Origin of the sequence: Corynebacterium sp. TAE3-ERU2 (assembly GCF_019209955.1) — a bacterium.
Lineage (GTDB): Bacteria > Actinomycetota > Actinomycetes > Mycobacteriales > Mycobacteriaceae > Corynebacterium > Corynebacterium megadyptis.
Map to the genome: position 1 here is coordinate 391,532 of NZ_JAHUTL010000002.1, position 21,923 is coordinate 413,454.

The 21,923-nt window shown below is 63.0% G+C and carries 18 protein-coding genes and 1 tRNA gene; 7 read left to right on the forward strand and 12 right to left on the reverse strand.

The window, feature by feature from the left end:
• Window position 1: 1 nt before the first annotated feature.
• The gene (locus KRX12_RS04650) at window positions 2-283 is read right to left on the reverse strand and encodes a hypothetical protein (RefSeq protein WP_218363620.1); all 282 of its coding nucleotides are present in this window, start codon (window positions 281-283) and stop codon (window positions 2-4) included.
• 387 nt (window positions 284-670) lie between these two features.
• On the opposite strand from KRX12_RS04650, the gene KRX12_RS04655 reads away from it, so the two are divergent.
• Window positions 671-1,489 carry a hypothetical protein gene (locus KRX12_RS04655; RefSeq protein WP_218363621.1) on the forward strand — a complete coding sequence of 273 codons (819 nt, stop codon included), beginning with the start codon at window positions 671-673 and terminating at the stop codon, window positions 1,487-1,489.
• A 112-nt stretch (window positions 1,490-1,601) separates the two neighbouring features.
• Here the strand turns inward: KRX12_RS04655 and KRX12_RS04660 are convergent.
• The 7 genes from KRX12_RS04660 to KRX12_RS04690 all read right to left on the reverse strand — a co-directional run bounded on the left by KRX12_RS04660 (window position 1,602) and on the right by KRX12_RS04690 (window position 10,098).
• A tRNA-Arg gene (locus tag KRX12_RS04660) sits at window positions 1,602-1,674 on the reverse strand.
• 135 nt (window positions 1,675-1,809) lie between these two features.
• Complete coding sequence (locus tag KRX12_RS04665) at window positions 1,810-3,168, reverse strand: cation:proton antiporter (protein ID WP_218363622.1); 1,359 nt, start codon at window positions 3,166-3,168, stop codon at window positions 1,810-1,812.
• 158 nt (window positions 3,169-3,326) lie between these two features.
• Window positions 3,327-4,172 carry a hypothetical protein gene (locus KRX12_RS04670; RefSeq protein ID WP_218365886.1) on the reverse strand — a complete coding sequence of 282 codons (846 nt, stop codon included), beginning with the start codon at window positions 4,170-4,172 and terminating at the stop codon, window positions 3,327-3,329.
• Window positions 4,173-4,321: 149 nt separating this feature from the next.
• Entirely contained in the window at window positions 4,322-5,986 is a 1,665-nt protein-coding gene (locus KRX12_RS04675; protein ID WP_218363624.1) for a cation acetate symporter, read from the reverse strand.
• 15 nt (window positions 5,987-6,001) lie between these two features.
• Window positions 6,002-6,361, reverse strand: a complete 360-nt coding sequence (locus KRX12_RS04680; protein ID WP_218363625.1) for a DUF485 domain-containing protein — start codon at window positions 6,359-6,361, stop codon at window positions 6,002-6,004.
• Window positions 6,362-6,694: 333 nt separating this feature from the next.
• Entirely contained in the window at window positions 6,695-9,097 is a 2,403-nt protein-coding gene (locus tag KRX12_RS04685) for an HAD-IC family P-type ATPase (protein WP_218365887.1), read from the reverse strand.
• 152 nt (window positions 9,098-9,249) lie between these two features.
• Window positions 9,250-10,098 (reverse strand): aldo/keto reductase, encoded by an 849-nt coding sequence (locus KRX12_RS04690; RefSeq protein WP_218365888.1) that lies wholly within the window; start codon window positions 10,096-10,098, stop codon window positions 9,250-9,252.
• A 163-nt stretch (window positions 10,099-10,261) separates the two neighbouring features.
• Between KRX12_RS04690 and KRX12_RS04695 the strand changes: the two genes are divergently transcribed.
• From KRX12_RS04695 to KRX12_RS04705, 3 genes are all read left to right on the forward strand, one after another.
• The gene (locus tag KRX12_RS04695) at window positions 10,262-11,179 is read left to right on the forward strand and encodes an ABC transporter ATP-binding protein (protein WP_218365889.1); all 918 of its coding nucleotides are present in this window, start codon (window positions 10,262-10,264) and stop codon (window positions 11,177-11,179) included.
• Window positions 11,176-12,342 (forward strand): ABC transporter permease, encoded by a 1,167-nt coding sequence (locus KRX12_RS04700; RefSeq protein WP_218365890.1) that lies wholly within the window; start codon window positions 11,176-11,178, stop codon window positions 12,340-12,342. The genes KRX12_RS04695 and KRX12_RS04700 overlap by 4 nt, the downstream gene beginning before the upstream one ends.
• Window positions 12,343-12,627: 285 nt before the next feature.
• The gene (locus KRX12_RS04705; protein WP_218365891.1) at window positions 12,628-14,163 is read left to right on the forward strand and encodes a carboxyl transferase domain-containing protein; all 1,536 of its coding nucleotides are present in this window, start codon (window positions 12,628-12,630) and stop codon (window positions 14,161-14,163) included.
• A gap of 107 nt (window positions 14,164-14,270) precedes the next feature.
• Here KRX12_RS04705 and fkpA read toward each other — a convergent pair whose 3' ends face one another.
• Window positions 14,271-14,630 carry an FKBP-type peptidyl-prolyl cis-trans isomerase FkpA gene (fkpA, locus tag KRX12_RS04710; RefSeq protein WP_018019335.1) on the reverse strand — a complete coding sequence of 120 codons (360 nt, stop codon included), beginning with the start codon at window positions 14,628-14,630 and terminating at the stop codon, window positions 14,271-14,273.
• A gap of 336 nt (window positions 14,631-14,966) precedes the next feature.
• Window positions 14,967-16,268 (reverse strand): citrate synthase, encoded by a 1,302-nt coding sequence (locus KRX12_RS04715; RefSeq protein WP_192796203.1) that lies wholly within the window; start codon window positions 16,266-16,268, stop codon window positions 14,967-14,969.
• A gap of 946 nt (window positions 16,269-17,214) precedes the next feature.
• Here KRX12_RS04715 and serC point away from each other — a divergent pair.
• From serC to KRX12_RS04730, 3 genes are all read left to right on the forward strand, one after another.
• On the forward strand, window positions 17,215-18,330 hold the full coding sequence (serC, locus tag KRX12_RS04720; RefSeq protein WP_218365892.1) for a phosphoserine transaminase: 1,116 nt from the start codon (window positions 17,215-17,217) through the stop codon (window positions 18,328-18,330).
• Window positions 18,331-18,459: 129 nt separating this feature from the next.
• Window positions 18,460-19,359: a septation protein SepH gene (gene sepH / locus KRX12_RS04725; protein WP_218365893.1), complete on the forward strand. Its 900-nt coding sequence runs from the start codon at window positions 18,460-18,462 to the stop codon at window positions 19,357-19,359.
• Window positions 19,360-19,365: 6 nt separating this feature from the next.
• A complete protein-coding gene (locus KRX12_RS04730; protein WP_218365894.1) occupies window positions 19,366-20,400 on the forward strand; it encodes a hypothetical protein in 1,035 nt (344 codons plus the stop codon).
• Here KRX12_RS04730 and KRX12_RS04735 read toward each other — a convergent pair.
• Window positions 20,397-21,245 (reverse strand): RNA methyltransferase, encoded by an 849-nt coding sequence (locus tag KRX12_RS04735; RefSeq protein WP_218365895.1) that lies wholly within the window; start codon window positions 21,243-21,245, stop codon window positions 20,397-20,399. The two genes, KRX12_RS04730 and KRX12_RS04735, sit on opposite strands and share 4 nt — an antisense overlap.
• A 19-nt stretch (window positions 21,246-21,264) precedes the next feature.
• A complete protein-coding gene (locus tag KRX12_RS04740) occupies window positions 21,265-21,918 on the reverse strand; it encodes a LysE family translocator (protein ID WP_218365896.1) in 654 nt (217 codons plus the stop codon).
• Window positions 21,919-21,923 lie beyond the last annotated feature (5 nt).

Genomic DNA, 21,923 nt, shown 5'->3' on the forward strand with positions numbered 1-21,923 from the left:
TTTACTCGTCTTCTTCGTCGTGGGAGCCGAAGAGATCAGCCATCTCCTGCGGGTCCAAGCCGGTGTGCAGCTCGGAGAAGGAGGCCGAGAAAATCTGCTGCAGGTACAACTCACACGCAGCGGCGAGCTGCTTGGAGTCAAACTTGTTCAGCAGCAAGAGACGCTTAGAGGAGCCATCCTCAAGAATCTGATCTACGGCGAGAACCGGAACTTCGTGATCAATGACAGTGTGCACACGAATATCGCGGCGCTGAACGTCGGTAAACGTCGGTCGTGCAGACATGGGGAACCTACCTATACAGTCAAGAAAATCTGAATACATACAACAGTAGGCGTTCGCTCATACTTATGCGCGTCTTTAGTGCAATACACCCCCGCTATGGGCCGTACAGGGTGCCGGGACAAGGATATATTCACCCCCAAAAGTGCGCAGGAACAGCGTTTTCCCCGCTGTCGACGGACCCCGCAGGCAGCCCTAGCAATCCAGAATGCGTCCAGCCCGACATGCGGCACAAGCGGCTAGCACGCTCTATCGAGGCGGAAACACGGCCACTAAGCGGGAAGAACTATCGCCCTATTCTCCCGAAATGAGCACCTGGCAGCGATTAAAATAGGCCTGAGAATCCCAGCGGGAGCTGGGCCGAGGTAGTCCGCAAAGAAGGGAGCACACGTGCGTTCTCCGTCCCGCCGCAATAGAGGGGCAGCCATCACAGTCATTCTCGGAACCGCGGCCCTAGTGCTCGCAGGGTGCGGCGGCGCGGATGATGCCGCGCCCAGCGGCTCCACGAGCACCACCACGGTGACCGAAATCGAAACCGAAATCGCGGACGAGACTAGTGCTGATACGGAGCCGACACCGCGCACCGAAGATGCCTACCTGCGCTATGAGGCGGGTCCCCACACCTCTGAGCTCTTTGCTAAAAGCGTGCGCGATGCCTTCGCTGCCCAATGGGTGCGTACGGGCAACACAGATGTGAGCGTGGAAGCCAACTCCTTCGTCACTGGAGACACCTACACCATGAAGTGCAGTGGCGAGCACATTGTTCACTGCACCGGCGGCAATAATGCGCACGTCTATCTCTACGACAAGACCGTGCCCGCCGGCGAAGAGGGCGCGCCCGCATACCCTGAGTTAGACGATAACGAACCCCAGACTATCAGCGGTGTGATCCGCGATCTCTCGGGCGATGAGTTCCTGGAGAAATACGGGGAGCTCTACCCCTTTGACTTTGGGGTCACCGGCCGAGTGCGCTATGTGGAACTGGATGAGCCCACAGTGCTGCGCGGCACCTACCCCTACAGAGAAGGCAAGACTAAGGAGGATCAGACATACCGAGTAGCCATCGGCTCGACCCCCGAGGATTCGGCCGGTAGCAGGTTGGCCGGCAGGGATGGCGAACACATCACCGAGGATGTCTCCCCGAGCCAGTGCTGGTGGCCTAACGATCCGAAACCTCCAGGATGGGCCCTGCGCTGCAGGTTCGACTAGCTAGCGAAGCCCCAGATACAGAACTATCCCCGATTCCTCTTCCGAATCGGGGATAGTGCGATGTGGGCCTAAAAGAGGACCCTCATGTGCCAGGCGCGGCACCGTTTTTATGTGCCCCAGAGAGGAATCGAACCTCCGACACCGGCTTTAGGAGAGCCGTGCTCTATCCACTGAGCTACTAGGGCTGCTACACGACGCGCACATTCTTTGGCGGGGTGGCCACAGCGTGTGGGGCGTGTCGTGATTAGGCTACCGTAGCCGCGGGCTAGCGGTGAAATTTGGGGTTATGCAGCAGTGATACGTCGATAAGCGGGCGGCGGCTAGTCGGTGTCGATGGTCACTTCCTCCTCGGCGACCGTGCGGGACTGCGGCTTGCGGGCGGCGGGAGCACCCTGGCGCGCCTTTTCTTCCTGCTGCTTCTTGGACTCGAGATATTCGCGGTGCTCGTCCTCTGCGGCGGCCCGCTTGGTCTTTTGTTCCTTCGGCTCCTTCGGGGAATCCATCTCCGGCCAGTACTGGTGCACCAGATAGGCGGCGAGCGGGAAGGCGAGCACCGTGATCGCGCCGGCACAGACCAGAATGGATGCGAGCTCTTCGTCGATGAGATCGCGGTGCGCGGCCACCTCGGTGACGGCAACGATGATGGGCAGACCAGTGGCCGCGTAGAGTCCCAGTTCCACCTTGTCGCGGGGCTCCTTCAACCCGGAGTCGGTATCGGTGAACACCTCGGTGAGGAACACCGGGATACCGCGGGCCACGAGGATCACGGCGACGAAGAGGAAGATCAGCCACCACCGGCCGGCCACGGCGGAGATATTGATGGCCATGCCGGAGGTAATGAAGAACACGGGGATGAAGAAGCCATAGCCCATCACGTTGAGGCGGGCTTCCACGGTCTTGTGGAATTTCTCCGGCACCAGCGAGCGCAGGATGATACCCGCGGAGAAGGCGCCAAGCACCACGTCGAGCTCGAATACCGCGGCCGCTGCCATGAGCATGGTCAATAGGGCCATCACCGAACGCATCACCGTCTGCGAGGTATTGCCGGCGCTCTCGTGGATCAGCGACCCCACCCGCGGCACCAAGGTTTTCACGGTGCGCGGGATGAAGGCGGTGATCAGCGCGATCGTCATGAAGATGAGGAGAATGATCAGGGTCAGGCCCATCGAACGCGCCGAGAGCAGCAGCGACATGGCGAAGATGGGGGCCATCTCACCCACCGCGCCATGCACGAACACCGTCTTGCCCACCTTGGAGCTGTCCATGCCCACGGACTTCAGAATGGGCAGCAGCGTGCCGAGCGCCGTCGAAGACACCGCAATTGCGATCGTGACCGCCCACAGCGGGTTTTCGGGTTGGGCAATAAAGTAGACCACCACGAACGCCACGGTGATACTGATCAGCCACGTTCGCAGCGCCCACCGGCCGGTGCGCCCCTTCATCGTCTTCGGATCGATCTCCCAGCCCGCGAGCAGGAAGAGCAGCCCGAGGCCAAGCTCACGCAGCATGCTCACGCCGCCATCATCGACGGCGAACTCCAGCACCTCTGGACCGATAATCACGCCGAATCCCAGCATGAACACCACGGCGGGGATGTGGTTCTTCGTCATAAACGCGAGGAACTGCGACGCCAGTGCGGCGAGCGTAATCCACATCGTCGACACAATGATTGTGGTCATGGGCTTAACTCCAGAATTGTTTCTTCAACGGTGATGCGCGGGCGTACCGATAGCTCTCGGGCTCGAGGCTGCGGAATCCGCGTCCGAATGTCACAGGATATACAACCGACAGGGGTTTTCGCTTATCGACGCTTTCCCCCTGCCTCTCCCCCGCCCTGCTAGGTATCCGCGGATTGCTCGGGCACGAGCCCGGCGAGCTGCTGCTCGACGAGGTCGGTGAGATCCTCGGCGGAGCCGGCGATGGCCGCGGCAGCCACATAGTCCTCCCCGAAGCTAACCGAGGAGTGCAGCGTGCGGCTATTCGACCATCCCCACTTCGACCCTTCCGCACCGGGGAGGGTGCTGGTGCCGAAGTTCTGCTTATAGCCATCCGCGGCCACCGGCTTCGCTGTGCGCATGGCGCGCAGCAGCGGCGAGTTCGGATCCTCCTCGAGTTTCTGGGCGAGGAAGAAACACACGTCATAGGTGGAGGTCACGCTGTAGCCCCACTTGGAGTTAGCGCGGGTGGACTGCAAGTCATAGCGAGTGGCGGTTGTGTCGATGGCCTCCGGATAGGACTCATAGAGCGCGGCGGCAATGCTATCGCTGGAATCGCGCACCATGGTCAGCGCCTGCTTTCTTTCCGTGGCGCTACCGTGGTCGAGCACATAATCCGCGATGTAGAGCTTGATCAGGCTGAGCGCGGGGCGCGCGAAGCGCTCATTGGCGGTGCCGTGGTGCTCGCCATCGGAGAGCCGCACGAAGCTCACCTGCGAACCGGCCGCATGGGTGCCGAATACATCATTGTCCAGTGGCAGTGGTGCCGGCTCCACGGGGTAGCGATAGATAGGCGCCGTGGGCGCAGCTGGTGCGGTGGGCTCGGTGGCATAGTGCAGCGGCTCTGAGCTGCGTGCCGGCCCCACCGAGGGAAGTAGGAAGAGGGCGCCGACGAGAAAGAACGCTGGTGCAAGCACCAGCGTGGGCAACCACGATGCGGGGCGTGAGCCGTGGGAAGTCGACGACATGGGGGACATTCTAAGAAACCCCAGCGCATACCTACAAATACTGCGGACATGACGACAGCCCCGCCGCGAGCACGGACGGTGCTCAGCGCGGGGCTGCGAATCAGCGGTGTGCCGGTAGGCCTCGTGTCACCGAGGCTGCGACGGGAATCTTAGTGATCCACTGGGGCTTCGACGCCCACACCGGTGAGGGAACGAACTTCCATCTCTGCTTGGAGGTCTTCCATATTGTCCGACTTACCCAGGTAGGTGCCGATGATGCCGGCGAGGAAGGCGGCCGGGATGGAGACCAGACCCGGGCTCGTCAGCGGGAACCACGACCAGTCTGCATCGGGGAACATTGCGCTCGGGGCACCGGAGACCGCCGGGGAGAAGAAGATAAGTACCAGCGTGGTAATCAAGCCGGTGTAGATGGAGGCGCAGGCACCCACGGTGTTGAAGCGCTTCCAGTACAGCGAGTACAGGATGGTCGGCAGGTTCGCCGAGGCGGCGACCGCGAAGGCCAGGGAGACCAGGAAGGCCACGTTCTGGTTCATCGCGAGGATACCCAGCACGATAGACAGGGCGCCGATGACAACCACGGTGATACGAGAGACGCGCACCTGCTCAGCCTCGGTGGATTCACCATTGCGGATCACCGAGTGATAGATATCGTGCGCCACCGAAGCGGAGGCGGTAATAGCCAGACCAGCGACCACGGCCAGCACGGTAGCGAAGGCCACAGCGGCGATGGCGGCCATGAACAGCGGGCCAGCCAGCTCCAGTGCCAGCAGCGGTGCGGCGGCGTTGGCGCCACCCGGGGCATTGAGGATCCGGTCCGGACCCACCAGTGCGGCAGCGGCGTAGCCGAGCACCAGAGTCATCAGGTAGAAGGAACCGATGAGCACGATAGCCCAGGTCACGGACTTACGAGCTTCCCGTGCGGTCGGCACGGTGTAGAAGCGCATGAGCACGTGCGGCAGACCAGCGGTACCCAGCACCAGCGCCAGGCCCAAGGAGAGGAAGTCCAGCTTGGTGGTGATGGAGCCACCGTACTTCAGACCCGGATCCAAGATCGCGCTGGCTTCATAGCCCTTCGAGGCGAGAAGATCCGAGCTAGCATGGGCCGCAACAGCGGAATCGAAGAGATCGGACAGACCGCCCTTGATGTTGAAGAAGATGAGCACCGTCATGATGCCCACGCCGCTCACCAGCAGCACGGCCTTAATCATCTGCACGTAGGTGGTGCCCTTCATACCGCCGATAAGCACGTAGGCGATCATGATGATGCCCACCACGGCAACCACAACGGCCTGGGCCGTGGGGTCATGGATATCGAGAAGGACGGACACCAGAGAACCGGCGCCTGCCATCTGAGCGATGAGATAAAACAGCGACACGAACATGGTGCCGAAGGCTGCGGCGAGGCGCACGGGACGCTGGCGCAGACGGAAAGAGAGCACATCGGCCATGGTGAAACGGCCGGTATTACGCAGTGGCTCGGCCACCAGCAGCAGGGCGATCAGCCATGCCACGAAGAAGCCGATGGAATAGAGGAAGCCGTCGTAGCCGGAGATCGCGATCGCACCCACGATACCGAGGAAGGATGCGGCGGAGAGGTAGTCGCCGGCGATGGCGAGACCGTTCTGGGTACCGGAGAAGCTCGCGCCACCGGTGTAGAAGTCGCTGGCTTCCTTCGTGGTTCGACCGGCCTTCACCACCACGGTCATGGTGACCACGATGAAGAGTGCGAAGATTCCGATGTTCAGAATCGGGTTGCCAGTACTAGTTGCTTCTGCTGCGAGATTGGACTCGCTCGCTAAATAAGTGATGTTCATATAATCTTCGCCTCCTTAGCCTTCCATGAGTTGACGGATATGAGCGGCCTTCGGCTCGATGTTCTTATTCGCGTAGCGCACGTAAATCCACGTGATCAAGAACGTGGTGAAGAACTGAAGTGCGCCGAGAACGATGCCGAGGTTCACCGCTCCATACACCTTCACGGCCAAGAGATCGGGAGCATAGGTGGCCAGCAGCACAAAGGCGACGTACCACACGAGGAAGGCCACGGACATGGGAAAGGCGAAGGACCGGAAGGTAGAGCGCAGCTCTTGGAACTCCGGGTTCTTCTGCATCTCGCGGAACTCCTGCGCGGTGGGTTCGTGCTTTCTCCGAGGCTGTTGAGCCTCCGGTGGTGGTGCAGTATTAGTCATGCTTTTTCCTATCTAGCGTCTAGCGCAAGCGGTGATGAAGCTCGGTGCTTTCTTTCAGCGCTCTCTCAGATTTGAACGCCCTAGCAAACAAATTACCTAGCTCACATTGCAATGTGTGACCTACGAAGCACTTTTTGCCCACAAATCTTTCAACCATCGCCCCCAACCCCCTATCACCTGCACCAAGAAAGGTCCTACCACCACCCCCGAAAAGGCAGGCAGGACTCCTTTGCCAAGTTTGTGAATCTGAGCGCTATGAGCTTCGCTAGCTTTTCACCCGCACACAACGAGGCTGCCGCATACGCGACAGCCTCAGGAAGATGTGATCTTTTTTCAGCTTGTGCTCGTGTGCTGCAGTTCTGGGCTGCGATCGTGCTGTGTGTCCCGGCGCGCGGCCGCCTGATTCACCCGCCACAGCAGCTCCACCAGCACGGCCCCAGCAACGCCGACCGCCATAGATTGCAGGAATAGTGGCGAGAGGTGGGCGTCGAGAAGCAAAATATGGGCGCTGAAGGGCACGGCAAAAAGCGCCACATAGGCCAAACCGGAGACCCCGATGAGCAGCATCTTCCACCAGTTCAGCGGGCGTGAGACCACCACGAGAACCCACCAGGCCATGATGAGCAGGGCGGCCAGCGCCGCGGTGGCCTCGTGCTGATCCACCCCAGAGCCATGCGGCGAAGAAGAAATCAGCATCCACCACAGGGAGACTCCCAGCCCGATGACCACCCCGGAGGGCATGGCCAGACGCAGCACTCGGCTCACGAAGCCGGGCCGGGCGCGCTCGTGGTTGGGCGCCAGGGAGAGGATGAAGGCGGGAATACCAATGGTGAACCAGCCGATCATGGTCACATGGATGGGTTGGAAGGGGTACACAACGCCGAATATGCCGGTGACCAGCGCCAAGATCACGGAGTAGACCGTTTTTGTGAGGAAGAGATTGGCCACGCGCTCGATATTGCCAATCACCCGGCGCCCCTCGGCCACTACATGCGGCAGCGTGGAAAAGCGATTATCCAGCAATACCAGCTGGGCCACCGAGCGGGCCGCCGGCGATCCCGACCCCATGGCGATACCAATGGAGGCTTCCTTCAACGCCAGCACATCGTTCACGCCATCGCCCGTCATCGCGACCGTATGCCCGGACTCCTTGAGCGCGAGCACCATCTGCTTTTTCATCTCTGGAGTCACCCGTCCGAATACGCGGCCGCGCTCCACCGCCGCCCGAAACTCCTCGGGATCGCGGGGAAGCTCGCGGGCATCGATGGCCTCGGTCGAGATACCCAGGGACCGGGCCACCGCCCCCACCGATACCGCGTTATCGCCGGAGATGATCTTCAGCTGCACCTTTTCTTTGGCGAAGTAATCGAGGGTGGCGCGGGCCTCGGGGCGAATCACCTGCTCCAGGATCACCAAGGCATGCGGCTCGAACTCCGCCTCCGATTTCCTCCCGAGCAAGAGCACGCGCTGGCCGAGCTGCATATGCTCATCGGCTGCGCGCAACTCGGGAGCCAGCACATCGGGCGCTCCCAGCAGCCAGCACTCGCCGGAGGCCAGCTCCACACCCGAGTACTTCTTGGTGGAATCGAAAGCGATATGCTCACTCACCTGCGGCAGCGAGCTGGGCTCTCCCGGCGCGTCGGCGCGGGAGTGCTGCAGCGCCTCGGCGATGGCCTGCATGGTGTCATTGGGGCGTTTATCAGCCTTGGCCATCGCGAGCAGCGTGGCCTCATACTCGGCCGCGGGGCGGCGTCGCCTAGCATCCGCCACCACATCAAGGCCGGTATAGCCCATGCGGTTTTCCGTGAGCGTGCCGGTTTTATCCGCGCACACCACATCCACTCGCGCCAACCCTTCGATGGCAGGCAGCTCATTCACCAGCGCCTGGCGCTTACCTAGGCGCACCACGCCGACGGCAAAGGCGATCGAGGTCATCAGCACGAGCCCCTCGGGCACCATCGGCACCAACGCCGCCACCATCGCCAACAGGGACTCGCGTAATGGATTGCCGGTGCGCACCAGCTGGGTGTAGATCGCGAGCAGTCCCGTAGGAATAAGCAGCCAGGTAATGATCCGCAGGATCTTGTTGATCCCGTTTTGCAGCTCGGAGTCGGTGAGAGTGAAACGCCCGGCATCGCGGATCAGCTTGGTGGCATAGGCATCCTCGCCGATGCCGGTGGCCTGGAAGGTGCCAAAGCCCGCGGCCACAAAGGAACCGGAGTAGAGCGGATCGCCCACGGATTTCTTTATCGGCTCGGACTCGCCGGTGAGCATCGATTCATTGATCTCCAGCCCCTCGGAACTGCGCACCACGCCGTCCACCACCAGCTGATCGCCGGCGCCAATATCGATGAGATCGTCGAGCACAATAGAATCGCGCGGGATCTCGGCCGTAGCCCCATCGCGGATCACCTTCGGGTCCTCTTCGCCGAGGATCGTCAGCCGGTCCAGGGTGCGCTTGGCCCGCAGCTCCTGAATGATGCCAATGCTCGAGTTGGCGATAATGAGCAGACCGAAGGCGCCATTAATAAAGGACCCCGTGGTCGCCACGATGACGAAGAGCACCCCGAGGATGGCGTTGATCCGGGTGAACACATTGGAATAAATAATGTCGCGGGTGCGCCGGCCGGTGCGCCGCAGCGTCACGTTCACCTGGCCGCGCTCGCGCCGCTCGGCCACCTGCGCCGAGGTCAAGCCTGCGGCGGGCGTGATGGCCCGTGTGGTGTCTACCTCCATGAGCTCCGTAGTCTACCCCCTGTGCTCAGCGTAACTGCTCTGCGTGAGGGCCCAAGACGGGGATTCACAGCGCTTTCCCAGCTGCGCCCTTGTCGCCCCTCCTGCCAGCAGCGAAGCGGCGCTGCGCCCGGCTGGAGGCGACGTCGTGGCGCTTAGCTGAACTCGCGGGGATCGGGCCCCACACGGCCGGCACCTTCGCCCTGATCCATGGCGGTGATCCGCCGCAGTTCCTCCTCGCTGAGGGCGAAGGAGAAGACATCCATATTCTCCCGAATCCGCTCGGGCGTGCGCGAGCGCGGGATCACAATGCGGTCCTGCTGCAGGCTCCAGCGCAGCGCCACCTGGGCAGGGCTGACCCCATGGTGCTCGGCGATCTCTCCCAAGATGGGATGGCTGAGGATCTCGCCCTGGCCCAGCGGCGACCAGCACTCAGTAACAATGCCGTGGTGGTGGTGATAGTCCACGAGCTGGCGCTGCGAAAACCCAGGGTGGAGCTCGATCTGATTGATCGCGGGAGTAATGCCGGTAGCGGCGATGATCCTGTCGAGAGTCTCCTCATAGAAGTTGCAGACGCCCACGGTCTGTACCCTTCCCAGCCCTTGGAGCTGGGCAATCGCCTCGAAGCTGGCGCGGTAGGTATCCGTATCCGGGCAGGGCCAGTGCACCATGTACATATCGAGATAGTCGAGGCCGAGGCGCTGCAGACTCTGGTTGAAGGCCTCCCCCGTTTCCTCAAAGCCCTGCTGGTTATTCCACACCTTCGACACCACGAAGAGCTCATCGCGATCCACATCGCCGGCGGCAATCGCTGCGCGCAGGGCGGCGCCGACGGCCTCCTCATTCTTATAGATCGCCGCACAATCAAAGTGGCGATACCCTGCCTCGATGGCAGTGCGGATAACTGTCTCGCATTCATCCGGGTCGATCTTCCACAAGCCCAGACCGAGCTGCGGGATAGGGGTGGCGTCGTTGAGGGTGATGGCGGGAACGCAAGTAGACATAGTTCCCATTGTGCCCCTGCCCAGCGCTCAGGGCTATAGCCAGCACCGAGGGGTCCACCATGATAGGTGTCCCACACAAGTATTAAGGTAGGCCTACGTGATTGTTGGAACATATGTCCATGTGTGACTTCACACCACGGCTATGAGGAAAGAACACGAGAGTATGCACGACACCACACTCCACATAGATGGATTGACCAAGCGCTATGGCGATGTCGTAGCGCTGGAGGACATGAGTTTTTCCGTCGCCCCCGGCGAGATCTACGGTTTTGTCGGCTCCAATGGCGCGGGCAAAACCACCACGATGCGCATCGCCCTTGGCGTGCTCAGCGCCGATTCTGGCGAGGTGCGCCTAGGCTCACGGACCGTCGACGACGCCCTGCGCCGTAGCTTTGGCTACATGCCCGAGGAACGCGGGCTCTACCCCAAGCAAAAAGTGGCGGAACAGTTGCACTATTTCGCACGGCTGCACGGGCTCGATGCTGCCGCCGCCAAGCGCAATACCGCCGAGCTGCTCGAACGGCTGGGTCTCAGCGACCGCGCGAAGGACAAATTGGAGCAGCTGTCTTTGGGCAATCAGCAGCGGGTGCAGCTCGCCGCGGCGCTGGTCTTTGATCCGCAGGTGCTGATCCTCGACGAGCCTTTTAGCGGCCTCGACCCCGTGGCCGTTGAGGTGATGTCCAACTCGCTGCGGGAACGCGCCCAGCAGGGCATTCCGGTGGTGTTTTCCTCGCACCAGCTGGATCTGGTGCAGCGTTTATGCGATCGCGTGGGCATCATCAGCGGCGGCCGCATGATGGCGCAAGGGAGCGTCGATGAGCTGCGGCAGTCTGGGCCGGTGCTCTATGAGATCACCAGCCCGGCCACCACCGCGTGGTGGGAAGCACTCGCCGGTGTGGAGCTGGTGGAACGCCACCAGGACACGGTTGTGCTGTCGGTCTCTGAGGAGGCCACGCACGGCCCTGGCGGCTTCGATGATCAGGAGCTGCTCCGGGCGGCGCTGGCCGCCGGCCCCGTGCACCACTTTGGCCGTCGCCTGCCCTCTCTCACCGCGCTCTTCCAGGAGGTTGTGTCGCAATGAATTCCTATTCCTCTTTCTCCACGATCGGCCTCGTGATCAGGCGCGAGGCCGCGAAGCTGCTGAAGTCGAAGAGCCTTTGGGGCATGCTCGGCGTGATGCTCGCTATTTCGGTGGTGGGCGGAGTTGTGGGCTATATCAATTCCGACGATGAGGACCCCGCCTCTGATTCTCCGGTGGTTGCCGTGCTGGGCGAAGATCCCAGTATCCCCGACCGCGCCAGCGCCGAGGAGGCGCTGCGGGCCTCCGATGAAGAGGAGAATGCCCCGCGTCTTGATGCCGTGGTGGTGCCCGCGGAGTCCGGCCCGGAGTTGCTCTACACTGGGGAGCTTCCCGCTGGGCTGCTGGAGCAGCTCAATGCCACCCGCGCCGAGGCGTTTTTAGAATCCCAAGGCATCGACCCCGCAGCCATGGCCGCCACCCAGCTCATCCCGGTGCAGGTGGGCAGCGGCGATGCGGGATTCTTCGGCGATCCCGACACCTTGGGTAATCGGGTGGTCGCGCTCGTAGGCGTGTTTCTTCTCGTCCTCGCTATTTTGATGTTTGCCGCCATGATCGGCAGCGCCGTGATGGAGGAGAAAACCTCGCGCGTCATCGAGATCATTTTGGCCACGGTGCGCCCCCTCGATTTCCTCTGGGGCAAGGTGCTGGGGATCGGGCTCGTCGCCTTCGGCATGGTCACGGTGCTCTTTTCCGCCGGTATCGGCGCCGTCTGGGCCGCGGGGCTGATGGATGATCTCGACTTCGACATCGCCATCATTCCTATCCTCGTGCTCTTCTTCATCCTCGGTTTCATCCTCTTCGGCCTGCTCTACGCCGCCGCAGGATCGCTGGTATCGAGTATGGAGGACTATCAATCGGCCCAGCTGCCCGTGCTGCTGCTGGCCTTGGCTATGACGTACACCCCCATGTTCGGCTTTTCCAAGCTGGATAGCACGTTTATGGAGATCGCGACATGGATTCCGCCCTTCTCGGTGGGCCTTGCCCCGCTGCAATACGCCGCGGGTAATATCTCCGCGCTGCAGCTGGCCGCCTGCGCCCTAGTGTTGGTGCTCACCACCTTCGCCGTCAGCTGGCTCACCTCCCGTATCTACCGCAACTCGGTGCTGCACTCCGGCAGCGCCATCTCCTGGCTCAGTGCGGTGAAAAACCTGCGTTCGGCCTAGCCGGCACACGCTTATCGACGCCGACCTCCCCGCCTCGTCGCGGTGGCGGTCGGCGTTATTCGCATGCGGCGGGCACACCCAGGGGGTGTGATCATTGTGGCCACCAGCTACGGCCCTCTCAGCGCCCGCCGCGGATACTGCGTGCACAGCCTCGATGGCGCCACCGCGACCCCACACAGCCTGCTGCCAGCACACCCGCACGTGGGCGTAACTCGGCGGCCTAGCGCAGGATTTTTTGCTCCATTGAGCCCCGCTTTGGGGTGTGTGCGGATAAGCTCACCCAGTATGGGACATACGAGCGCGCAGCAGCTAATTGATGAAGTACTCGACCCCGATTCTTTCCAGAATTGGGGCACCACGCCGAATTACGGCGATATCGACGATGCCTATAAGGATTCGCTGGCGCGGGCCCGCGAGAAATCCGGGGTGGACGAGGCCGTGATCATCGGCGAGGGCAGGGTCGCCGGCCATCGCGTGGCCTGCGTGCTTGGAGAGTTCCGCTTCCTCGGCGGCTCGATCGGCGCCGCCACGGCTCGCCGCATCATCGACGGCATTCACCGCGCCACCGCGGAAAATCTGCCGCTGCTGATCTCCCCCTCCTCCGGTGGCACCCGCATGCAGGAAGGCACCCCCGCATTCTCTTTGATGGTCTCCATCACCACCGCTGTGTATCGCCACAAGGACAAGCACCTGCCCTTCTTGGTGTATCTGCGCAATCCCACCACCGGCGGCGTGATGGCCTCCTGGGGTTCGGCCGGTAACCTCACCTTCGCCGAGCCAGGGGCACTCCTCGGTTTCTTAGGCCCGCGCGTGGTCGAGCTGACCACCGGCAAGCCCATGCCGACTGGGGTACAGACTGGGGAGAACCTCGCCACCCACGGCGTGATCGACGGCGTGATTAACCCCGCGGAGCTCCGCGCAAGCGTGATCAAGCTCGTCACCACCCTCACCCCTGATCCGCAGCAGCACGCCCCCGCCCGCCCGGACTATCTCATCACCGCCGAGCAGGGCTATGAACCGGAGCATTCGGCTTGGGATTCGATTGTGGCTACCCGCCGCAGCGATCGCCCCGGCCTGCGGGATGTGCTCGCGGTGCTCTCCGATAGCTATATCGAGCTCAATGGCACCGGCGATGGCCGCCACTCCCCTGCCGTGCAGGTAGGCATCGCCACGCTCGGCGGCCGCCCCGTGGTGATCATGGGCCAAGACCGGCACGCCCAGCCGCCGCACGCCGTCAGCGAGCTCGGCCCCGCGGCGCTGCGCTTCGCCCGTCGCGGCATCCAGCTGGCGCATGAGCTCAATATTCCCTTGATTTCCTTCATCGACACTCCCGGCGCGGAGCTCTCCCGTGAAGCCGAGGAGGCGGGTATGGCGGGCTCCATCTCCCGAACCTTGAATGAGCTGGTCAGCGTGGACGTGCCCACAGTGTCCGTGATTCTGGGCCAGGGCTGTGGCGGCGGCGCGCTGGCGATGCTGCCCTCTGATGCGGTGATCAGCGCCGAGCATGGCTGGCTCTCCCCGCTACCGCCCGAAGGAGCCTCGGCGATCATCTACCGCGATGTGCACCACGCGGCCGAGATGATGGATGCCCAAGACGTCAGCGCGGTGTGTCTGATGAACGCCGGTATTGTCTCCGGCATTGTTCCCGAGGGGCCAGATGGTGCCGCTGGCGGGGACGCCGCCGACAACCCCGAGGAGTTCATCACCCGCATCTTGGAGGCGGTGGATTACACGCTGTGGAACCTGGAGCACAACGTGAAGCTGGTCGGCCGCGAGCACCGCTTCCAAGGCTATGAGAAGCTCGCCGAGATGCAGCCTTAAACTCGGCGCAGGCGAATCGCACACAAACACCGCCGCGGATACCCTCTCCCCGCAAGGAGAGAACAGTATCCGCGGCGGTGTTGTACTCTTTCGTGCCGTGGCGGTGATTAGCCGACAGAGAGCAGGTCAATCACGAACACCAAGGTGCGGCCGGAGAGCGGGTGACCGCCACCGGCGGGGCCATAGGCGGCCTCCGGCGGGATGGTGAGCTGGCGACGGCCGCCTACCTTCATCCCGGGGATGCCCTCCTGCCAGCCGGCGATGAGGCCGGACAGCGGAAATTCGATAGCCTGGCCACGATCCCACGAGGAGTCGAACTCCTCACCGGTCTCGAAATCGACGCCCACGTAGTGAACCTCCACCAGGCCGCCCGGCTGAGCCTCATCGCCATCGCCGACCACGAGGTCCTCGATCACGATATCCTCAGGTGCAGGCCCCTGTTGAACGTCAATCTGTGGCTTGTCCATGAATTCACTCCTGTTACATATGTATGTGCACTCGCGCCCCAGACACACGTGCCGCACCCGACGGTGCGTGCCCGCGTGAGCGGTGGGGCGGCAGGCCGCGCACAATGAGTGGCCTCGCCCCCGCTTGCATGCCAGCAGCGAGCGGATGACCGCACGCCTGATGGCAGCCTCTCGGGCTGGGTTACGCACCCAGTGTACCTAAGAAATAACTCAACCCCGAATAATTTCTTGCCGTGGACGCGCCCCGCGGCGCCCTCCCGCGAGCATGAGAAACCGCCGCCCCTCGGGTGAAGGACGGCGGTGACTGGCGCTTAAATAGCGCGGTAATGCGGGTTATTAGCCGCGCTCAGAGCGGGGCACGAACTCACGCAGCGGCTGGCCGGTGTAGACCTGACGCGGGCGGTAGATCTTGGAGGCCGGGTTCTCCACGAGCTCGCGGTACTGGGCGATCCAGCCGGGCAGACGGCCCATGGCGAAGAGCACGGTGAAGAAGTCCGTCGGGAAGCCCATGGCGCGGTAGATGAGGCCGGTGTAGAAGTCCACGTTCGGGTAGAGCTTGCGGGAGATGAAGTAATCGTCGTTGAGGGCGATCTCCTCCAGCTTCATGGCCAGCTCCAGTGCCTCGTCGCCGCCGGTCTTCTCCAGCAGCTCGTGGGCGGTGTCCTTGATGATGGCGGCGCGCGGGTCGTAGTTCTTGTACACGCGGTGGCCGAAGCCCATCAGGCGGACGCCCTTTTCCTTGTTCTTCACGCGGTTCATGAAGTCGGTAGCGTCGCCGCCATTGTTCTCCTTGATGTCATCGAGCATCTCGAGAACAGCCTGGTTGGCGCCGCCGTGCAGCGGGCCGGACAGGGCGTTGATACCAGCGGCCACGGAGACGAACATATTGGACTGCGCGGAGGCCACCATACGCACGGTGGAGGTGGAGCAGTTCTGCTCGTGATCGGCGTGCAGGATCAGCAGCTGATCCAGGGCCTTGACCATGAGCGGATCGATCTCGTAGGGCTCGGTGGGGAAGCCGAACATCATGCGCAGGAAGTTAGCGCGGGCGTTGAGGGAGTTGTCCGGGTACATATACGGCTGGCCGTGGCGGGCGCGGTGGGCATAGGCAGCCAGCATCGGCACCTTAGCCATCAGGCGCACGGTGGCCTTATCGAGGTGATCCTCGTTCAGCGGGTCGAGCTCATCCTGGTAATAGGTGGAGAGGATGTTAAGGGAGGAAGCCAGCACTGCCATCGGGTGGGCGTTGCGCGGGAAGACGTTAAATTGCGCCTTGAAGTCCTCGTCCAGCAGGGTGTGGTGACGAATGTCGTCATTGAACTTAGCCAGCTGCTCCCGGGTGGGAAGCTCGCCGTGAATCAGCAGGTAGGACACCTCGTTGAAGGTGGCCTTGGCGGCCAGATCCTCGATGGCGTAGCCGCGGTAGCGCAGAATGCCCTCGGCGCCATCGATGTAGGTGATGTCAGAGGCGGTGGAACCGGTAGACACATAGCCCGGGTCATAGGTGACCAGGCCGGTCTCCTGCAGCATCTTGCCGAGAACAACACCGTCGTTGCCCTCGGTGGCCTTGATGATGTCCATCTCGAATTCACCACCGGGGTAGTGAAGAACGGCCTTTTCCTTGTTTTCTGTAGCCACAGTATCCCTTTCAATTAAGTTGATATATCGCACCGGCCGCGATCGATAATGGGCGCTGGCTCTCTCCTCTATTTGGAGGTTAAAGAGTGATGCTCGGCGTGTGCGGATAATTGTCGACGCTCGGAACCGAGCATCCTCCGCCTCATGCGAGACCGCGACCACATCGACACGTGAGCTTTACTACCCACGGCCGAAAGTGCTCCTGTACGTCACACTATACGTTTTTGACTGCATGCGTGCCCGCGCTTGCCCATCCCTCACACCCGCCCCACCTCCGCATAGGGGCAGAGACCGAGCAGCCATGGGGATCGACCCACATAGTCACGCATCCGCGGCGAGGACCATAGCCTCACCCGAATCGCATGGGCCACCCAAGGGACTCCCCCTGAGCCGGCGTGCTGCTCTCATGGCGCTGCTAGGTCGGCATTTATGACCCTGCAGAGAACTGGGGTCAGCGCTCTCGCTACTGGGAAGCGTCGCTGACACACATGTCCGGTACTGGCCCATAGCCGCTGTTCAGCAGCTATTTCTCGCACCGACGGCAATAGTCTACCAGCGTCTGTGACGCGGACAACAAATTCTCCCTCGCCGCAGCCGCGCCGCCACCCCGACTCACCCGCGCCATACTGGGCAGATGGCCGTCCTACCATGCGGCACTGCCCCCTTTTCTCAGCTGAATCATCCACCAACGCCTCCCCCTAGCACTACCCCCGCGCAGCGTGATCTCGTACCACAGGCCGTGGGGAGCGCGCATCGGGTGCCCCTCGTTCTCTGCCCGATAGAACACCCCCGCCGCAGGTGTCTGCACGTCACCCCCTTTTGTGAAAGCCCTGCCCGCCGCCGTCACTGGTTGGTTAATCTAAACAGGCAGAGCGCGCCCCGCGCTGCAGTTTTATTGTGTTTTCCCGGTGCCCATCGTGGCAGTCATTTAAGGATCAAAATATTTATGTCTGAGGCCTTTCCTACTCTTCCCGCTGAACTGATCCCCGCCGATGGCCGTTTTGGCTGTGGCCCCTCCAAGGTGCGCCCCGAGCAACTGCGCGCCATCGTCGATGGCGGCAGCAGCATTGTGGGTACGTCCCACCGCCAGCCCGGCGTGAAGGACGTGGTGGGTGATGTCCGCACCGGTTTGGCGGAGTTGTTCTCCCTTCCGGAGGGCTATGAGATTGTGCTCTCCCTCGGCGGCGCCACCGCCTTCTGGGATGCCGCCACCTTCGGCCTCATCGAGCAGCGCTCGGGACACTTCACCTGCGGCGAGTTCTCCGGCAAGTTTGCCGCCGCTGCTGCGGCTGCGCCGTGGCTGGAGCAGCCCGCGATCGTGGAATCCGAGCCGGGCGATACCCCGGAGGTGCAGGCCATCGACGGCGTCGACGTACTGGCCTGGGCACACAACGAAACCTCCACTGGCGCGATGATGCCGGTGACCCGCCCCGATACCGACGCCCTCATTGCCATCGACGCCACCTCCGGCGCCGGCGGTTTGCCCGTGGATATCGCCGAGGCCGATGTCTACTACTTCTCCCCGCAGAAGTGCTTCGCCTCCGACGGCGGGCTGTGGCTGGCCGCCATGAGCCCCCGCGCGCTGGAGCGCATCGAGAAGATTAACGCCTCCGATCGCTTCATCCCCGCCTTTTTGAATCTGCAGACCGCGGTGAACAATTCGCGCAAGAACCAGACCTATAACACCCCGGCCGTGGCCAGCTTGCTCATGCTGCGCGACCAGGTGCAGTGGATGAATGAACAAGGCGGCTTGGACGCCATGGTGGCGCGCACCACCGCCAGCTCCCGCATCCTCTATGACTGGGCCGAGTCCCGCCCCGAAGCCAGCCCGTATGTCGCTACCCCGGAGAAGCGCTCGCTGGTGGTCGGCACCATCGACTTCGATGAGAGTGTGGACGCCGCCCAGCTGGCAAAGACGCTGCGCGCTAATGGCATCGTGGATGTGGAGCCCTACCGCAAGCTGGGACGCAATCAGCTGCGCATCGGCATGTTCCCCGCCATCGACTCGGCAGACATCACGCTGCTGACCAAGGCCATCGATTATGTCCTCGATGCCCGCTAGCCGCTCAACTAATCCCCTCTAGCAGCGCATAAAGCTTGAGAACACGCGCACGTGAGTGATCCACCACGTGCGCGTTTTCCATTAAGGTTGGACGTGTTAGTTAGTCCCACAACGACGCAGGGAGCGTGCATGCGCGAGCTAGAACTCAACGCAGCGGAGTCCAATCGGAACTCGCTCGTTTTTCACCTCGACGAGGAACAGGTGTTCTTGGCCGTGAGCGATGAGCTGCGCACACAGCTTATCGACGCCCTCTCCTCGTCCGAGCCCACCCCAGCTGCCCCTCCCACTCCCGCCCCACCGGCGGAGGCGCCCGAGGAGTCGGCGTCGACAAGCGTCGATCCCCGTTTGACCACCCCGCTGCGCATGCGACCGCGGGAAATTCAGGAACGGGTGCGCGCTGGGGCGACGATAGCGCAGCTCGCGGAAGAAAATGATGTCACCGAATCCCGCATCGAGCCCTATGCGCACCCCGTGCTGCTCGAGCGCGGCCGGATCGCGGAGATGGCCAAGCAGGCGCACCCGGTGCGCGATGACGGCCCCGCCAAGCTCACCCTCTGGGAAGTGCTGGCCACCGCCTTCGCGGCCCGCGGCAACAATGTCAGCGACGCCGCCTGGGACGCCTATCGCGACCCCTCTGGGCAGTGGATTATCACCGTGACGTGGACGGTAGGCCGCAGCACCAATGTGGCCGAGTATTCCTATCTCAATCACATGACCTCCTCGCCTACCGCGGTGGCGCGCAACCAGCTGGCCTCGGAGCTGATTAATCCGGAATTTTCGCAGCCCAACCGCGCCCTGAGCTCGGTGCGCGATACGGAAGAGGACGCGGACTACGATGATCCCGCCGACTTCGCTGATGCCGAAGAGTTCCGCGGCCCCGAGCGCAGCACTGACAGCGAGGGCGAGGATTTCTTGCAGCATCCGCCGGAGGAGCAGGCCCCGAAGCGGCGCCGCCGCAAGGCCAAGACACCCCATTGGGAAGATGTTCTTTTGGGCGTGCGCTCGAATACGAAACGACCGAGGAGCTAAGGCGCCATGCAGCGGCCCGCAGTAGTGACGTTTTTCTTCGTCAACACCGATACCCCCGCCGAGGTCATCGCCACCGAGCCCCGGGCGAATCGCGGCTTCGGCCGCAAATACCTCGCCCAGATGAATCCCCGCTGGCCCATCACCCCGATCGGGCAGTTCTCCTTGAACCGCTCCACGGATGTGTCCGAAAACGAGTTTTATATCGCCGGCTTTCCCGGGTTGTCGCTGGTACAAACCTATCTGCCCGATGTGCGCAGAATCTCCGATATCGACCCCGCTCTGCGCTCCTCGCTGCCGGCACGAGACCTGATCGTCACTGCTTATAACCGCGAGCGCGGCTATGGCGCTTTCGCCTACTGGCGCGGCGACACCCTGCTCCGGGCTTTTGCTGCCCGGCGCGACCGCGTCTACGAGGACGAGGGCATCCCCCAGCCCTTCGAGCGCCCCTTCTGGGCGGGCGAGCGTAGCGAGAACGTGGGCGGTATCGCCTTGCCCTTCGAGCCGATCGATCTGGTGGCGGCGGCCACGCGCGAGTGGCTGGGCATCTACACGGGCGGGCCGGATGTGAATGTGGTGGGCTATGCCACCGATGGCCGGCCCGAGCCCAAGGTGGAGCCCGCTCCGCCGAGCTCCCGCAGCATCGCCGATATTGTCTCGGCGGCGTCGTCGAAGCTGGGGCTGGGCGCAGCCGATCGAGATTATGACGACTATGCTCTCGATTCCACCCAGACCGAGGAGCGCTCCACCGGCGAGGAGCTGGGCGCGGTCGTGCGCTCTGGCTGGTCGTGGATGCGCAAGGCCGGCTCCACGGTGCGCGATGTTGCCGGGGCGGTGGGCGAACAGCTCTCGGATAAACTGCGCCACACCGACCGGCCCCGCAGCAGCGGAACATCGCAGCTGCCGCGCTCCCGCTCGACGGCTCCGCGAGCGCCGCGCGAGACCGAGTCCTCCCCGCCGCCGCGGCGCGATGAGCGCACCCAGCCACCGGCCGAGAACACGGAGGCCGCCTCCGATAGTCCCCTCATCGAGGACGAATCCTAAGACATGCTGCGGGCCCGCTCGTAGAGTGCCACGGCTGCGGCGGTGGCCACGTTGAGCGAGTCCGTGCCCGCAGCCATGGGAATACGAGCGCGGATATCGGTGGCGCGCATCGCGTGTTCTGTCAGCCCCGGGCCCTCGGCGCCGATAAGTAACGCCACCTTCTCATAGGCTTGGCCCGTCTTATCCACGAGGGCGTCCTTGAGCAGCGCCGCCTCCGGGTTGGGGGTGAGCGACACAATGTGGAATCCGGCCGCGCGCACCTGCTCGAGGCTGCGCTGCCACGTGGTGTATCCGCCCTCGAGATGAGCGAAGGGCAGGCGCAGCACATGCCCCATGGAGACGCGCACCACGCGCCGGTAGAGCGGATCGGCACAGCCGGCGCCAAAGAGCACCCCATCCACACCGAGCCCAGCGGCGTTGCGGAAGAGGGAACCGATATTTTCGTGGTCCCCCACTCCCTCGGCGATGACGAGGGTGCGCGCGCTGTCGATCACCTGCTCCACGGCCAGAGGCTCGGGCCGATCCGCGGCTGCCAATAGCCCGCGGTGGAGATCAAAGCCCGCCACCTCGGCGAGGGTGTCGCGGGTGGTGGCGTAGACCGGAATATCCCGGCGCGCGATCTCCTCCTGTACCCCGGGGAGAGCGAGGAAGTTCGATAGCTTGGGTTCGAAGCCCACAATGGAGCGCACGGGGAAGCGTGAATGCAGCAGCCGCTCGCTCACGAGATTGCCTTCGGCGATCACCAATCCCTTGCCGCCGCGCGCATCGGGGCGGCGGTCGGAGGAATTGAGATCGCGGTAGTCAGCGAAACGGGGATCTGCGCTGGAATCGAGAAAAATGGCCACGCTGTCCCATCCTAGTGGGCTAGGCGCCGCCGATAGTCAGCAGCTTATACAGCGCCGGCAGGGCGACGCTGGCACCGATGAGCACGAAGACGGTACCGGAGACCATATCGATCTGGGGACTATAGCCCAGCATGGAGCGACTGATCCGCGGCGTGGAGAGCACGAAGGCGATGCTGAGGAACCAGATGAGGGCCGATAGCCCCACCGCCCCGATGTAGATGAGCTGCACTCCCATGCTGGCGCCCACCGGCAAAAACTGACTGAGCACGGCGGCCATGAAGAGCACAATCTTCGGGTTGGAGAGGTTGGTGGCCAGCCCCGTGAGATAGGCGCGGCGCATCTTCACCGGAGCCACCACGAGCTCGGGCGGCTGGGGCGCGGTGCCACGTGCTAGCCACCCGGCGCGGGCAATGGTGGCGCCCAGATACATGAGATAGCCGCCACCCAGGATCTGCAGCGCTTCGAGCAGATCGGGGAAGCGCTGCAGCAGCTGCGCCATGCCGGCGACTGTCAGGGCCGTCCAGAAGGTGGCGCCGGTGACAATACCCAGTGCTGCGGCCAGCGCCCGCTGCCGGCTGCGACTCGCTAGGCGCAGGATCAGCAGAGTATCCGGCCCCGGCGAGACCATGCCGATGGTGTTGGCCACCAAGAAGGGAAGAAGCGATCCGAGCATGACCC

What these genes read in the sequence shown, in the direction of transcription:
- KRX12_RS04650 (WP_218363620.1), bottom strand. Translation starts at nt 283, where the DNA reads ATGTCTGCACGACCGACGTTTACCGACGTTCAGCGCCGCGATATTCGT.
- KRX12_RS04665 (WP_218363622.1), bottom strand. Translation starts at nt 3,168, where the DNA reads ATGACCACAATCATTGTGTCGACGATGTGGATTACGCTCGCCGCACTG.
- KRX12_RS04670 (WP_218365886.1), bottom strand. Translation starts at nt 4,172, where the DNA reads ATGTCGTCGACTTCCCACGGCTCACGCCCCGCATCGTGGTTGCCCACG.
- KRX12_RS04675 (WP_218363624.1), bottom strand. Translation starts at nt 5,986, where the DNA reads ATGAACATCACTTATTTAGCGAGCGAGTCCAATCTCGCAGCAGAAGCA.
- KRX12_RS04680 (WP_218363625.1), bottom strand. Translation starts at nt 6,361, where the DNA reads ATGACTAATACTGCACCACCACCGGAGGCTCAACAGCCTCGGAGAAAG.
- KRX12_RS04685 (WP_218365887.1), bottom strand. Translation starts at nt 9,097, where the DNA reads ATGGAGGTAGACACCACACGGGCCATCACGCCCGCCGCAGGCTTGACC.
- KRX12_RS04690 (WP_218365888.1), bottom strand. Translation starts at nt 10,098, where the DNA reads ATGTCTACTTGCGTTCCCGCCATCACCCTCAACGACGCCACCCCTATC.
- KRX12_RS04695 (WP_218365889.1), top strand. Translation starts at nt 10,262, where the DNA reads ATGCACGACACCACACTCCACATAGATGGATTGACCAAGCGCTATGGC.
- KRX12_RS04700 (WP_218365890.1), top strand. Translation starts at nt 11,176, where the DNA reads ATGAATTCCTATTCCTCTTTCTCCACGATCGGCCTCGTGATCAGGCGC.
- KRX12_RS04705 (WP_218365891.1), top strand. Translation starts at nt 12,628, where the DNA reads ATGGGACATACGAGCGCGCAGCAGCTAATTGATGAAGTACTCGACCCC.
- fkpA (WP_018019335.1), bottom strand. Translation starts at nt 14,630, where the DNA reads ATGGACAAGCCACAGATTGACGTTCAACAGGGGCCTGCACCTGAGGAT.
- serC (WP_218365892.1), top strand. Translation starts at nt 17,215, where the DNA reads ATGTCTGAGGCCTTTCCTACTCTTCCCGCTGAACTGATCCCCGCCGAT.
- sepH (WP_218365893.1), top strand. Translation starts at nt 18,460, where the DNA reads ATGCGCGAGCTAGAACTCAACGCAGCGGAGTCCAATCGGAACTCGCTC.
- KRX12_RS04730 (WP_218365894.1), top strand. Translation starts at nt 19,366, where the DNA reads ATGCAGCGGCCCGCAGTAGTGACGTTTTTCTTCGTCAACACCGATACC.
- KRX12_RS04740 (WP_218365896.1), bottom strand. Translation starts at nt 21,918, where the DNA reads ATGCTCGGATCGCTTCTTCCCTTCTTGGTGGCCAACACCATCGGCATG.